This is a genomic window from Pseudomonas sp. F(2018), from assembly GCF_005508865.1.
In the GTDB taxonomy this organism is placed as follows: Bacteria; Pseudomonadota; Gammaproteobacteria; order Pseudomonadales; family Pseudomonadaceae; genus Aquipseudomonas.
Genome location: NZ_SCOM01000003.1, coordinates 519,449 through 532,375, shown reverse-complemented (window position 1 = coordinate 532,375; position 12,927 = coordinate 519,449). Strand labels below are relative to the sequence as shown.

At 66.7% G+C, this 12,927-nt stretch carries 13 protein-coding genes and 1 tRNA gene; 7 read left to right on the top strand and 7 right to left on the bottom strand.

Annotated elements, in window-relative coordinates; all coding sequences use genetic code 11:
* Positions 1-10: 10 nt before the first annotated feature.
* The gene (def, locus tag FFS62_RS16395) at positions 11-517 is read right to left on the bottom strand and encodes a peptide deformylase (protein ID WP_137973900.1); all 507 of its coding nucleotides are present in this window, start codon (positions 515-517) and stop codon (positions 11-13) included.
* Between the two features lie 133 nt (positions 518-650).
* Here def and FFS62_RS16390 point away from each other — a divergent pair, with 133 nt between their 5' ends.
* From FFS62_RS16390 to FFS62_RS16380, 3 genes are all read left to right on the top strand, one after another.
* A complete protein-coding gene (locus tag FFS62_RS16390; protein ID WP_137973899.1) occupies positions 651-1,691 on the top strand; it encodes a LysM peptidoglycan-binding domain-containing protein in 1,041 nt (346 codons plus the stop codon).
* Positions 1,692-1,753: 62 nt separating this feature from the next.
* Positions 1,754-2,842, top strand: coding sequence for a DNA-processing protein DprA (gene dprA / locus FFS62_RS16385; protein WP_137973898.1), 1,089 nt, complete (start codon positions 1,754-1,756; stop codon positions 2,840-2,842).
* A gap of 43 nt (positions 2,843-2,885) precedes the next feature.
* On the top strand, positions 2,886-3,443 hold the full coding sequence (locus FFS62_RS16380) for an L-threonylcarbamoyladenylate synthase (RefSeq protein WP_137973897.1): 558 nt from the start codon (positions 2,886-2,888) through the stop codon (positions 3,441-3,443).
* Between the two features lie 186 nt (positions 3,444-3,629).
* On the opposite strand, the gene FFS62_RS16375 is transcribed toward FFS62_RS16380, so the two are convergent.
* Positions 3,630-4,607, bottom strand: a complete 978-nt coding sequence (locus FFS62_RS16375) for an NADPH:quinone reductase (protein WP_137973896.1) — start codon at positions 4,605-4,607, stop codon at positions 3,630-3,632.
* A 117-nt stretch (positions 4,608-4,724) separates the two neighbouring features.
* Between FFS62_RS16375 and hemF the strand changes: the two genes are divergently transcribed.
* The 4 genes from hemF (at position 4,725) to pbpG (ending at position 8,310) form a co-directional block, all read left to right on the top strand.
* The gene (gene hemF, locus FFS62_RS16370; protein WP_137973895.1) at positions 4,725-5,642 is read left to right on the top strand and encodes an oxygen-dependent coproporphyrinogen oxidase; all 918 of its coding nucleotides are present in this window, start codon (positions 4,725-4,727) and stop codon (positions 5,640-5,642) included.
* On the top strand, positions 5,639-6,460 hold the full coding sequence (aroE, locus tag FFS62_RS16365; protein ID WP_137973894.1) for a shikimate dehydrogenase: 822 nt from the start codon (positions 5,639-5,641) through the stop codon (positions 6,458-6,460). Before hemF ends, aroE begins: the two co-directional genes overlap by 4 nt.
* 1 nt (position 6,461) lies before the next feature.
* On the top strand, positions 6,462-7,328 hold the full coding sequence (locus FFS62_RS16360) for an EamA family transporter (protein WP_137973893.1): 867 nt from the start codon (positions 6,462-6,464) through the stop codon (positions 7,326-7,328).
* Positions 7,329-7,404: 76 nt separating this feature from the next.
* Positions 7,405-8,310, top strand: coding sequence for a D-alanyl-D-alanine endopeptidase (gene pbpG / locus FFS62_RS16355; RefSeq protein ID WP_137973892.1), 906 nt, complete (start codon positions 7,405-7,407; stop codon positions 8,308-8,310).
* Positions 8,311-8,364: 54 nt separating this feature from the next.
* Here the strand turns inward: pbpG and FFS62_RS16350 are convergent.
* The 5 genes from FFS62_RS16350 to FFS62_RS16325 all read right to left on the bottom strand — a co-directional run bounded on the left by FFS62_RS16350 (position 8,365) and on the right by FFS62_RS16325 (position 12,811).
* A tRNA-Thr gene (locus tag FFS62_RS16350) sits at positions 8,365-8,440 on the bottom strand.
* A 61-nt stretch (positions 8,441-8,501) separates the two neighbouring features.
* Positions 8,502-9,854, bottom strand: a complete 1,353-nt coding sequence (locus FFS62_RS16345; protein ID WP_137973891.1) for a glutamine synthetase family protein — start codon at positions 9,852-9,854, stop codon at positions 8,502-8,504.
* A 16-nt stretch (positions 9,855-9,870) separates the two neighbouring features.
* Positions 9,871-10,428: an XRE family transcriptional regulator gene (locus tag FFS62_RS16340; protein ID WP_137973890.1), complete on the bottom strand. Its 558-nt coding sequence runs from the start codon at positions 10,426-10,428 to the stop codon at positions 9,871-9,873.
* Between the two features lie 113 nt (positions 10,429-10,541).
* Positions 10,542-11,828 carry an FAD-binding oxidoreductase gene (locus FFS62_RS16330; RefSeq protein WP_137973889.1) on the bottom strand — a complete coding sequence of 429 codons (1,287 nt, stop codon included), beginning with the start codon at positions 11,826-11,828 and terminating at the stop codon, positions 10,542-10,544.
* A gap of 77 nt (positions 11,829-11,905) precedes the next feature.
* Entirely contained in the window at positions 11,906-12,811 is a 906-nt protein-coding gene (locus FFS62_RS16325) for a LysR family transcriptional regulator (RefSeq protein ID WP_137973888.1), read from the bottom strand.
* Positions 12,812-12,927: the final 116 nt, after the last annotated feature.

The following is a 12,927-nucleotide window of genomic DNA, read 5'->3' as shown; positions in this document are numbered from 1 at the left end:
GAGTCGGGAATCAAGCCTGCTGGCGGTGCTGTTTTTCCAGCTTCTTCTTGATCCGGTCGCGCTTGAGGTTGGAAAGGTAGTCGACGAACAGCTTGCCGTTGAGGTGATCGCACTCGTGCTGGATGCACACGGCGAGCAGGCCTTCGGCGATCAGTTCGTACGGCTTGCCGTCGCGGTCCTGGGCCTTGATCTTGACCTTCTGCGGGCGGTCGACGTTTTCGTAGAAACCAGGTACCGACAGACAGCCTTCCTGGTACTGGTCCATTTCCTCGGTCAGCGACTCGAACTCGGGGTTGATGAACACCCGCGGCTCGGACTTGTCCTCGGACAGATCCATCACCACCACACGCTTGTGCACGTTGATCTGCGTGGCCGCCAGACCTATGCCGGGCGCGGCATACATGGTCTCGAACATGTCGTCGATCAGTTGGGAAAGAGCTGCGTCGAATACGGTCACCGGCTTGGCGATGGTGCGCAGGCGCGGATCGGGGAATTCGAGGATGTTGAGTATCGCCATGGCTGTTTGTGATGCACTTGTGGAATAAAGTAAAAAACCGCTGCTAAGATGATGAACAGCTTTGAAAAACGGCTCAAAAGCCGCGGCTTCTGCGGCTTACAGGCGCCAGCCACATAATAAAGGGATTCACCGCATGAGGAAATCACTACTCGCCCTGCTGCTGGTTGCCGCGGGCGGTCTGGTACAGAGTGGCCTGGTCCAGGCAGCCGTCCAGCTCAAGGAAGGTCATCCGGACCGCTACACCGTGGTCAAGGGTGACACCCTGTGGGACATCTCCGGCAAGTTCCTCAGCCAGCCCTGGAAGTGGCCCGAGCTGTGGCACGCCAACCCGCAGATCGAGAATCCTCACCTGATCTACCCGGGCGATACCCTGAGCCTGGTGTACATCGACGGTCAGCCGCGTCTGGTGCTCAACCGTGGCGAGTCGCGTGGCACTATCAAGCTGTCGCCGAAGGTGCGCAGCATGCCTATGGCCGAGGCAATCCCGACTATTCCGCTGGAGGCGATCAACAGTTTCTTGCTGAGCAACCGCATCGTTGATACCGCTGAAGAATTTAATAATCGCCCCTACGTGGTGGCCGGTAATGCCGAGCGTGTAGTCAGTGGTGCGGGCGACCGCATCTATGCTCGCGGCATGTTCGATGACGAGCAGAACATTTACGGAATCTTCCGCCAGGGCAAGGTCTACACCGACCCGGAAACACAAGAGTTCCTCGGCATCAATGCCGACGATATCGGTGGTGGCGAGGTGGTGGCTGAAGAGGGTGACATCGCCACCCTCAACCTGACCCGCTCCACCCAGGAAGTGCGCCTGGGGGATCGCCTGTTCCCCACCGAGGAGCGTGCAGTCAACTCCATCTTCACCCCCAGCGAGCCGGCCACCGACGTCGATGGTGTGATTCTCGATGTGCCGCGTGGCGTGGCTCGAATCGGTCAATATGACGTTGTCACCATCAATAAAGGCAAGATCGATGGTCTTAGCGAAGGTAATGTCTTGGCTATTTACAAGACCGGCGAGACTGTGCGTGATCGCATCACTGGTGAATCGGTAAAAATCCCGGATGAGCGTTCCGGCCTGCTGATGGTATTCCGCTCTTACGAGAAGCTCAGCTACGGCCTCGTGCTCTACGCCACCCGCGACCTGGCGGTGATGGACAAGGTGAAGAACCCGTAACCAACAGAACCCCCGCTCTCGCGGGGGTTCTGCTATCTGCGCCACGATCAAGGATGATCGACATGCACGATATCTCCCCCGCCGAGCTGGAAGCGCGCCTGCGTCTGCACCGCCTGCCGGAGCTCGGTCCACGCCGCTTCCGCCGTTTGCTCGAAGCCTTCGGCAGTGCCTCTGCCGCTCTCAGTGCCCCGGCTTCCGCTTGGCGTTCCCTCGGCCTGCCAACTGCCTGTGCCGAACCCAGGCGCAGTGCGGAGATCCGCGAGCACGCTACGGCAGCCTTGCGCTGGCTGGAGCAGCCGGGCCAGTCGCTGCTGATGTGGGACGATCCTGCTTACCCCGGCCTGCTGGCCGAGCTGAGCGATGCACCTCCGCTGTTGTTCGTTGCTGGCGAGCCGGCGCTGCTGGAGCGTCCGCAGCTGGCCATAGTCGGCAGCCGCAAGGCTTCGCGGCCGGGGCTGGATACCGCCGCGGCGTTCGCCCGTAGCCTGGCCGGCGGAGGTTTCGTGATCACCAGCGGCCTCGCCCTGGGTATCGACGGTGCGGCGCATCAGGGCGCGCTGGATGTCGATGGCGCGACGGTCGCCGTGCTCGGCACCGGGCTGCAGCACATCTATCCGCAGCGCCATCTGGGGTTGGCCGCGCGCATCGTCGAGCAGGGCGGTGCGCTGGTCTCCGAGTTGCCGCTGGATTGCCCGCCCCAGGCCAGCAACTTCCCGCGGCGCAATCGCATCATCAGTGGCCTGTCCGTCGGGGTGCTGGTGGTCGAGGCCAGCCCTTCCAGTGGCTCGCTGATTACCGCGCGTCTGGCCGCCGAGCAGGGGCGCGAGGTCTATGCGATTCCCGGTTCCATCCACCATCCCGGTGCGCGCGGCTGCCATCAGCTGATCCGCGAAGGAGCGACCCTGGTGGAGAGTGTCGAGGACATCCTCCAAGCCCTGCGTGGTTGGCAGCGCGTCGCTCCAGTGAGTGAAGCGCCTGCGCAGGTCGACCACCCGTTGCTGGTGCAGTTGCGCGCTGCGCCGCAAACCAGCGAAGGCCTGGCCCTGGCCTGCGAATTGCCAATCGGCGAGGTGCTGGTGGCCCTGACCGATCTGGAGCTGCAAGGTTTGGTGGCCTGCGAAGCCGGGCGCTGGGTACACCGCGTCGTCTGAGCTGGGTAAACTCGCCGCGCTATGTAGAGATAAGGGGGCGAGCATGCACGGCAGTTGGCGCATACGGCGAGTGGCACGGGTGGTACGCGAGGGTGGGGTGATCGCCTATCCCACTGAGGCCGTCTGGGGCCTGGGTTGCGACCCGTGGAACGAGGTTGCGGTGGATCGCCTGCTGGCGCTCAAGGAGCGCCCGGTGCACAAGGGCCTGATCCTGGTGGCGGACAGCATCGAGCAGTTCGGCTTTCTCCTCGACGACCTGCCCGAGCGCTGGATCGACCGCCTGGCCAGCACCTGGCCCGGACCCAACACCTGGCTGGTGCCGCACCAGAATCGCCTGCCCGAGTGGATCACCGGCCAGCACGACACTGTCGCCCTGCGCGTCAGCGACCACCCGTTGGTGCGTGACCTGTGCGCCCTTACCGGCCCACTGGTATCCACCTCGGCCAATCCCGCCGGGCGCCCATCGGCGCGCTCGCGCCTACGTGTCGAGCAGTACTTCCCGCGCCAGCTGGACGCGGTGCTCGGTGGCGCTCTGGGTGGGCGCAAGAACCCCAGTCTGATTCGCGACCTGCGGACCGGCGATGTGATCCGCCCGTCCTGACCACGATCTGCTGCGCGTTGGGAAAACTGCGTTGAAATCGTCTTCGGAAGCCGCTTGCTGCTAACGCCCATAGGGCGGCCCCGAAGGGGCGAGCGAAGCGAGTCATGCTCATTGACCATAGTCAACTCCGCTTCCTCAGCCGATTTCGCCTTGTTTTTCTCTAGCTCGCGAGATCGTGGCGACTAGTTAGGGAATCAGGATGGTCGAGCCGGTGGTCTGCCGGCCGCTCAGTGCATCCTGGGCCTGTGCCGCCTCGGCCAGTGGATAGCGCCGGCCGATCTCTACCTTGATCGCGCCGCTGGCGACCAGGCTGAACAGCTCGTCGGCCATCGCCTGCAGGTTTTCTGCGTTGTTGGCGTAGTTGCCCAGTGTCGGCCGGGTGACGTACAGCGAGCCCTTCTGCGCCAGCACGCCGAGGTTGACCCCAGTGACTGCGCCGGAGGCATTGCCGAAGCTGACCAGCAGGCCGCGCGGCGCCACGCAGTCCAGCGAGCGCTCCCAGGTGTCCTTGCCCACCGAGTCGTACACCACCGGGCACTTGGCCCCGTCGGTCAGCTCCAGCACCCGCTGCACCACGTCCTCGCGGCTGTAGTCGATGGTCGCCCAGGCGCCGTTGGCCTTGGCCAGGGCCGCCTTTTCCGGCGATGACACGGTGCCGATCAGCTTCACTCCCAGTGCCCGAGCCCATTGGCAGGCGATCAGCCCGACGCCGCCGGCCGCCGCGTGCCAGAGGATGGTCTGCCCGGCCTCGACCCGGTAGGTCTGACGCAGCAGATACTGCACGGTGAGGCCCTTGAGCATCAGCGCCGCGGCCTGCTCGAAGGAGATCGACTCCGGCAGCCTGACCAGATGCTGCGCCGGCAGCACATGCAGCTCGCCATAGGCGCCCAGCGGGCCAGTGCCATAGGCGACGCGGTCGCCGACCTTGAGATGGGTGACCGCACTGCCCACCGCCTCTACCTCGCCGGCGCCCTCGCCGCCCAGGCCGGACGGCATGCTCGGCGGCACATACAGGCCGCTGCGGTAGTAGGTGTCGATAAAGTTCAGGCCGATGGCGCGGTTGCGCACGCGTACCTCGTGCGGGGCCGGATCGACCGCCGCCTGGTCGACCAGTTCGAGCACCTCGCTGCCGCCGTGGCGGGAAAACTGGATGCGTTTGGCCATGTCGCGCACTCCTCTGCAAAGGGCTCCATCCAAGCGCCGGCGCTGACCCCCGTCAAGCCCGGCGGGATACGACGATGGTATGCTGGCGCCCTCTTCCGAACTGCCCGGACCCAAGCCGTGAGTGAACGTACCCAGGCCGTGAAGGCCTACCTGCTCGATCTGCAGGATCGCATCTGCGCCGCCCTGGCCGCCGAGGACGGCGGCGCCTTCTTCGAGGACAGCTGGGAGCGCCCGGCCGGTGGCGGCGGCCGTACCCGGGTGATCGAGAACGGCGCGCTGATCGAGAAGGGTGGGGTCAACTTCTCCCATGTATTCGGCGACAGCCTGCCGCCCTCGGCCAGCGCCCATCGCCCGGAACTGGCCGGGCGCGGCTTCGAGGCCATGGGCGTGTCCCTGGTGATCCACCCGGAGAACCCGCACATCCCCACGTCCCACGCCAACGTGCGCTTCTTCAGCGCCGAGAAGGCCGGCGAGGAAGCGGTCTGGTGGTTCGGCGGCGGCTTCGACCTGACGCCCTACTACGCCAACGAGGAAGACTGCGTGCACTGGCACCGGGTCGCCCGTGACGCCTGCGCGCCATTCGGCGCCGAGGTCTATCCCAAGTTCAAGGAGTGGTGCGACCGCTACTTCCACCTCAAGCATCGCAATGAGCCGCGTGGCATCGGCGGGCTGTTCTTCGACGACCTCAACCAGTGGGACTTCGACACCAGCTTCGCCTTCCTGCGCGCCATCGGTGATGCCTATCTCCAGGCCTACCTGCCGATCATCCAGCGCCGCCGGAACACCCCCTTCACCGACGCGCAGCGCGAGTTCCAGGCCTTCCGCCGCGGCCGCTACGTCGAGTTCAACCTGGTGTTCGACCGCGGCACCCTGTTCGGCCTGCAATCTGGTGGGCGCACCGAATCTATCCTCATGTCGCTGCCGCCGCACGTGCGCTGGGGCTATGACTGGAAGCCGCAGCCGGGCAGCGAGGAGGCGCGCCTGACCGAGTACTTCCTGGCCGACCGCGACTGGCTTGGCGAGGCCGCGAAGTGACCGATCGTTACGGTGTATTTGGCAACCCCATCGGCCACAGCAAGTCGCCGCTGATCCACGGCATGTTCGCCGCGCAGACCGGCGAGCAGCTGTCCTACGAGGCGCTGCTGGCGCCGCTGGACGATTTCCCCGGCTACGCCCGCGCCTTCTTCGCCACCGGCCGCGGCGGCAACGTCACCGTGCCGTTCAAGGAAGAGGCCTATCGCCTGGCCGACGAGCTGAGCGAGCGCGCCCGCCGCGCCGGCGCGGTGAACACCCTGAAGAAGCTCGATGATGGCCGCCTGCTCGGCGACAACACCGACGGCGCCGGTCTGGTCCGCGACCTCACGGTGAACGCCGGTCTCGACCTGGCCAACAAGCGCATCCTCCTGCTCGGCGCCGGCGGCGCCGTGCGCGGCGTGCTGGAGCCGCTGCTGGCCGAGCGCCCGCAGAGCCTGACCATCGCCAACCGCACGGTGGAGAAGGCCGAGCAACTGGCCCGCGAATTCGCCGACCTGGGCCCGGTGGCCGCCAGCGGCTTCGACTGGCTCAGCGAGCCGGTCGACCTGATCATCAACGGCACCTCGGCCTCGCTGGCCGGCGAGCTGCCGCCGCTCGACCCGAGCCTGATCCAGCCCGGCCACACCGTCTGCTACGACATGATGTATGGCAAGCAGGCGACTGCCTTCAACCGCTGGGCCGCCGAGCATGGCGCGGCGCGCTGCATCGATGGCCTGGGCATGCTGGTGGAGCAGGCCGCCGAGGCCTTCTTCGTCTGGCGTGGGGTGCGCCCGCAGAGCGCGGCGGTACTGGCGGAACTGCGCAGCCGACTGAGCTGACATGCGCTACCTGCTGATCGTCACGGCCCTCTGGGCCTTCTCCTTTAGCCTGATCGGCGAATACCTGGCCGGGCGCGTCGACAGCGACTTCGCCGTGCTGGCGCGGGTGCTGATCGCCGCCCTGGTGTTCCTGCCCTTCACTCTCTGGCGCGGCCTGCCGTGGCGCCTGCTGGCCGGTTTCTGGCTGGCCGGGGCGCTGCAGTTCGGCATCACCTACCTGTGCCTGTACCGCAGCTTCCAGGTGCTGACGGTGCCCGAGGTGCTGCTGTTCACCGTGCTCACGCCGATCTACGTGACCCTGCTCGACGATGCCCTGGCGCGGCGCTTCAGCCCCTGGGCGCTGTTGGCCGCACTGGTCGCCGTGGGCGGCGGAGTGATCATTCGTTTCGACAAGCTGGAGGGCGATTACCTGCTCGGTTTCGTCCTGCTGCAGATCGCCAACGCCACCTTCGCCGCCGGCCAGGTGCTGTGCCGGCGTCTGCTGCTGCATTACCAGCCGACGCAGCCGCTGCACCGTTTCTTCGGCCACTTCTTCCTTGGCGCGCTGCTGCTGGTATTGCCGTCGTTCCTGCTGTTCGGTGATCCGGACAAGCTGCCGCAGACCGCCGTGCAATGGGGCGTGCTGGCCTGGATGGGGCTGTTCGCCACGGCCCTGGGTCTGTACTGGTGGGTCAAGGGCAGTACCCGCGTCGATGCAGGGACGCTGGCGATCCTGAACGAGCTGCACGTGCCAGCCGGCCTGCTGGTCAACCTGCTGATCTGGAACCGCGACTTCGACCTGCCACGCCTGGCCGCCGGCGCGGCGGTGATCCTGGTCGCCATGGGTCTGCTGCGTCTGGGCCGCCGTAGAGCGCCCGCGCTCGCCTGAGACCGCGCTCACACTTATACTCACGCCATTCGCCGGCAGGGACCGCCAGGCTCATTCAACAGTGCGGATCCCGATAGTGAAAAAAGCCTTCTCCCTCGCTGGCCTGCTGCTGGCCTGCCTGACCCTCGTCGCCCCCCTCGCCCAGGCGGCGCCGCAGACCCAGGAACTCGCCTCCGGCAGCGCCCTGCTGGTCGACCTCAACAGCAACCAGATCCTCTACTCCAGCAACCCGGACCTGCAGGTACCGATCGCCTCGGTGACCAAGCTGATGACCGCCATGGTGGTGCTGGATGCCAAGCCGTCGCTCGACGAGCAGCTGAAAATCGTCATCAAGGACGTGCCCGAGATGCGCGGCGTGTATTCCCGCGTGCGCATCGGCAGCCAGCTGAGCCGCCGCGACATGCTGCTGCTGACCCTGATGAGCTCGGAGAATCGCGCCGCCGCCAGCCTCGCCCATCACTATCCGGGCGGCGTGCCGGCCTTCGTCGCGGCGATGAACGCCAAGGCCACGGCCCTGGGCATGAGCAATACCCGCTACCGCGAGCCGACCGGCCTGTCGGAGAAGAACGTCTCCACCGCCAATGATCTGGTCAAGCTGGTCAAGGCCGCCGGCCAGTACCCGCTGATCGGCCAGTTCAGCAGCACCCGCGAACACGTCCAGGTATTCGCCAAGCCGCGCTACAGCCTCGGCTTCCGCAACACCAACAGCCTGGTGCACAAGGACAACTGGAGCATCCAGCTGACCAAGACCGGCTTCACCAACGCCGCCGGCCACTGCCTGGTGATGCGCACCCAGATGGCCGGCAAGCCGGTGGCCTTCGTGGTGCTGGACGCCTTCGGCAAATACACCCACATGGCCGACGCCAACCGTCTCAAGCGCTGGCTGGAAACCGGCCAGGTGACCAAGGTGGCGCCGGCGGCGCTGGCCTACAAGAAGCAGAAACAGGCCGAGCGCGCCCGGACCATGCAGGCGGCGCAGTAACCCGCCAGCCATAAAAAAGCCCAGCTCGATGCTGGGCTTTTTTGTTCGGGATGCTGGTGCCGGAGACAGGAATCGAACCTGCGACCTTCGCGTTACGAGTGCGCTGCTCTACCGACTGAGCTACACCGGCGTGGACGGCAAGTTATCAGCTGGCAGCGAGCCGGGCAATTGCGTCCCGGCCCGCTGCGCGTTTACAGGAACCAGCGATACTCCCGTGCGCTGATGTCGTGCATGAACTGCAGGTGATCCTGGCGCTTGTTCTCGCAGTAGACGAAGACGAACTCGCTGCCCAGCTTGTCCTTCACCACCTCGTGGGACGCCATGGCCGCCACCGCGGTGAGCATGTCCTTGGGGAAGGTGATGCCGCTGCTGCGGTCCTCGTTGAGCGAGGGGATGGGTTCGCGGGCCTGATCCAGGCCGTACTCCATGCCGCTGAGGATGGCCGCCAGCACCAGATAGGGGTTGGCGTCGGCGCCGGCCAGGCGGTGTTCGATGCGCAGGTTCCTGCCGTCCGATTCGGGGATGCGGATGCACGCGTCGCGATCCTCGAAGCCCCAGCTGGCCTTGCTCGCCGAGTTGACCATGGCGCCGTAGCGGCGGAAGGCGTTGTGGTTGGCGGCGAAGATCGGCATGCAGTGCGGCAGCAGTTCCAGGCAGCCGGCCACGGCGTGGCGCAGCGGGCGCTGCTGATCGCCGTCGAGCAGGTTGTTGCCGTCACGGTCGTACAGGCTGACGTGCACGTGCATGCCGCTGCCCGGCGCGTCCAGGTAGGGCTTGCTCATGAAGCTGGCGCGGTAGCCATGCTGCATGGCCACGCCGCGGGTGCTGCGGCAGAACAGGGCGGCCTGGTCGGCCGCGTGCAGGCCGTCGTCGCAGTGGGCGAAGTTGATCTCGAACTGGCCCGGGCCCAGCTCGGCGGTGATCACGTTAGCCTCCACGCCCTGCTCCTGGGCGGCCTCGACCATCTCGTGCAGCACGTCGGAGAAGCGCGACAGGCGCTCGATGTGCATGTTCGGCTGGTCGTCCTCGTCGTCGGTCAGCGGGTCGCGCGGGAAGCGCGGCAGACCGGCATCCAGCTTGCGGTCGAACAGGTAGAACTCCAGTTCGAAGGCCACCACGGGCCGAATGCCCTTGGCCTCCAGGCGCTTGAGTACGCGGGCCAGCACCTCGCGCGGCTCGAACTCGATCGGCGCCTCGGTGCCGTCGGAGCTGATTAGCATCTGCCCCAGCGGCTGGTTCTCCCAGCGCACCGGCTTGAGACTGCCGGGGATCAGGCGGCGCGGGGCGTCCGGATCGCCGTCGTTGAAGCAGTAGTCGCCGATCGGGTGCAGGCCGCCCTGGGCGCCGAGCAGCACGCAGTTTTGCGGCACCTTGAGCGGGCCGCCGGCGGCGACCTTCTCCAGCATGTCGAGGGGGTAGCGCTTGCCGTAGAAGTGCCCGGGAATGTCCAGGCAGATCAGTTCGACGTAGCGCACGTCCGGATGGGCGGCGCGGAAGGCGCGCACTTCGCTGAGCAGGTCGGGGAATTTCGTTGTTGTTGTCATGGTGGTATCTGCGCGGTCAGGTGAAGACCCAGAGCACTCGGGTGGGGGAATCGGTGAGGTTGGCGTAGCGGAACTTGGCGTGGGGCGGCAGCTGGAAACTGTCACGCGGGCCGAGGGTGACCGGCTCGGCGTCGTCGCCGTACCACACGGTCAGCTCGCCCTCGAGGACGAAGCCGCCCTGCTCGGAGCTGTCGTCGAGGTGGCCGTCGCCACTGCTGGCGCCGGGTTCGAGGAAGCTCTCGAGCATGGCGAAGCCGCCGGCCATGCCGGGCGAGGCCAGCACATCGGTGATGCCGCCGGCGTAGTACAGGGTGCGGCGCTCGTCCGGGCGGGTGATCCAGCGCACCGCGCGTGGGCGGCCCGGGTTGTAGAAGTAGGTGGTGGGTACGCTCAGCGCTTCGCTGATGGCGGTGAGGTCGGCCACGGTCGGGCGCGACAGGCCGCGCTCGACCTGGGACAGGAAGCCCACCGAGCGGCCGATGCGTTCGGCCAGCTCGTTGAGGGTGAGGTTCTTGTGCTTGCGCAGGTCGCGCACCAGGATCGCGAGGCCTTCGATTTCGTCTTGCTTATCCATGTTGAGAGCTTGCTCCGAATAGCTCCCTCTCCCTTTGGGAGAGGGTTGGGGTGAGGGATGCTGCGGGCCACTCGACCCTCACCCCCGGCCCCTCTCCCTGGGGGAGAGGGGAGTCAGACCACATCGCGCAGACGGTACCAGGCCTTGCCCACCGCCTCGATCGGCGCGCGCAGCAGGTCGCCACCGGGGAAGCCGGGGTTGCTCAGGCCCTGGTACAGGCCGAGCAGCTGCTCGTCGCCGAGAATCGCGTCGCTCACCGCGCGGGCGGCGGCCAGGGTCGGCAGGATGCCGTGGCCGGAGAAGCCCTGCAGCCAATAGCGCTGGCCCTGGCGGCCGACGTCCGGGGTGCGGTGCATGGTGCAGTCGATATGGCCGCCCCAGCCGTAGTCGATCTGCACGCCGCGCAACTGCGGGAACACCCGCTCCAGGTACGGCCGGGTGGCCGCCGGCACGTCCGCCGGGATGCCGCCCAGGTAGGTGCAGCCACCGCCGAACAGCAGGCGGTTGTCCGGGGTGACGCGGAAGTAGTCGGGCACGAACTGGTTGTCGATGGCGCAGGTACCGCGTGGGAACAGCGAGCGGGCCAGTTCCGGGTCCAGCGGCGCGGTGGCCACCTGGTAGGAGCCGACCGGCAGCAGGCGCTTGGACAGCGCCGGGTCGAGGCGGTCGATATAGGCGTTGCAGGCCAGCACCAGCACAGCGCCGCGCACTTCGCCGTGTTCGGTGCGGGCGACGAAGCCGGCGTCGGTCTCGCGGTAGTCGAGCACCTTGCTCTGCTCGAAGAGGCGTCCGCCGGCGGCTTCGATGGCGCCCGCCAGGCCCTGGGCCAGCTTCAGCGGGTTGAGGTGGGCGGCGCCGGAGTCATGCAGCGCGGCCTGATAGCGCGGGCTGGCGATCCACTCGGGCAGATCTTGCTTGGGGATGAAGCTGAGCTGCTGGTAGCCGTACTTCTCGCTGGCTTCTTCGAGGTTCTCCTGCAGCAGGCGCACCCGGCGCGGCAGCACGGCGGTGTAGAGGGCGCCGGTGCGGTAGTCGATGTCGAAGCGGTGGCGCTCGGGCAGCTCGCGCATCTCCTCGGCGGCCCAGACCATGCTGTCCCACAGCTGCCTGGCGCGCTCGGTGCCCAGGGCTTTTTCCAGCGGCGGCATATCGCAGGACCAGCCCGGCAGCGCCTGGCCGCCGTTGCGCCCGGAGGCGGCCCAGGCCAGGCGGCTGGCTTCGAGGATCACCACCTTCTTGCCGGCCAGGGCCAGGCGCAGGCCGGTGTGCAGGCCGCTGAAGCCGCCACCGATGATCAGTACGTCGCAGTCGGTGTGTTCTTCCAGGCGCGGGCGCAGCGGAATCGGACCATAGGTGCCGGCGTAGTAGGTGCCTATGTGCTGCGCGGATTGCTTGAACATGACGGCCTCATGAAATTGTTTCTTGTTAATTTCATGAAAAAATACACAAGAAAATTCATAAGGCCAAGAGCGTCCGATCAGTTTCTTGCCCAGGCCCGCCCCGCCAGGTGCTCGCCCAGGTAGTCGAGGAAGCAGGTGATACGCGCTGCCAACGCGGTGTTGCGGTAGTACACGGCGTTGATCGGCTGGTGGCTGTCGACATGCTGCTCGGCCAGCACTTCGACCAGCGCGCCGGACTGCCGGTCCTGTTCCGTCATGAAGTCCGACAGGCAGACCAGCCCCGCGCCGCTCAGGGCCAGCTGGCGCAGGGTCTCGCCGCTGGACGCGCGCAGATCCGGGCTGATGCTCAGGCCCTCGCCGAGGGCATGGCGCAGCGGCCAGACATTGAGACTTTCCGGCTGGGTGAAGCCGAGCAGGTCGTGATCCTCCAGCTCGGCGACGCTGCGCGGCGTGCCGCGACTCGCCAGGTAGGCCGGGCTGGCCAGTACGCGGATGCGGCTGCAGCCCAGCGGTCGCGCATGCAGGCTGGAGTCGCGCAGGGGGCCGATGCGAATGGCCAGGTCGGTGCGCTGCTCCAGAAGGTCGATGATCTGGTCGTTGCTGTTCAGCTCCAGCTCGATCTGCGGATAGCGCTCGCGAAAGCCGGCGACCAGCGGCACCAGCACATGCAGCATGAACGGCGAGGCGGCATTGACCCGCAGGCGCCCGGCCGGCACCTGGCGGCGCAGGGCCATCTGTTCCTCGGCCTCCTCCACCGCGGCGAGAATGCGCCGGGCCTGGGCGAGAAAGGCCGCGCCCTCCTCGGTCAGCTCCAGGCGCCGGGTGGTACGGCGCAGCAGGGTGACTTCGAGCTTCTCCTCCAGGCGACCGAGCGCGCGGCTGATGCCCGAGGCGGTCTGCCCCAGCTGTTCGGCGGCGGCGGTGATGGAGCCGCCATCCACCACCTGGGTAAAGGCCTGCAGCTCGTCCAGGGTCGTCTTCATTCGTGATTCTCTAGCAAGAATGCGCGGGTATTGGCCGAGTCTGGCCTGGTCCGTTGGCCTCGGCAACCGAGGCGCGGCCGACTTGCACAGATGCGACATGGCCTGCCGCTCGGCAT

Excerpts from the sequence above, each read along its gene's own strand:
- def (WP_137973900.1), bottom strand. The coding sequence starts at position 517 with ATGGCGATACTCAACATCCTCGAATTCCCCGATCCGCGCCTGCGCACC.
- FFS62_RS16390 (WP_137973899.1), top strand. The coding sequence starts at position 651 with ATGAGGAAATCACTACTCGCCCTGCTGCTGGTTGCCGCGGGCGGTCTG.
- dprA (WP_137973898.1), top strand. The coding sequence starts at position 1,754 with ATGCACGATATCTCCCCCGCCGAGCTGGAAGCGCGCCTGCGTCTGCAC.
- FFS62_RS16380 (WP_137973897.1), top strand. The coding sequence starts at position 2,886 with ATGCACGGCAGTTGGCGCATACGGCGAGTGGCACGGGTGGTACGCGAG.
- FFS62_RS16375 (WP_137973896.1), bottom strand. The coding sequence starts at position 4,607 with ATGGCCAAACGCATCCAGTTTTCCCGCCACGGCGGCAGCGAGGTGCTC.
- FFS62_RS16360 (WP_137973893.1), top strand. The coding sequence starts at position 6,462 with ATGCGCTACCTGCTGATCGTCACGGCCCTCTGGGCCTTCTCCTTTAGC.
- FFS62_RS16345 (WP_137973891.1), bottom strand. The coding sequence starts at position 9,854 with ATGACAACAACAACGAAATTCCCCGACCTGCTCAGCGAAGTGCGCGCC.
- FFS62_RS16340 (WP_137973890.1), bottom strand. The coding sequence starts at position 10,428 with ATGGATAAGCAAGACGAAATCGAAGGCCTCGCGATCCTGGTGCGCGAC.
- FFS62_RS16330 (WP_137973889.1), bottom strand. The coding sequence starts at position 11,828 with ATGTTCAAGCAATCCGCGCAGCACATAGGCACCTACTACGCCGGCACC.
- FFS62_RS16325 (WP_137973888.1), bottom strand. The coding sequence starts at position 12,811 with ATGAAGACGACCCTGGACGAGCTGCAGGCCTTTACCCAGGTGGTGGAT.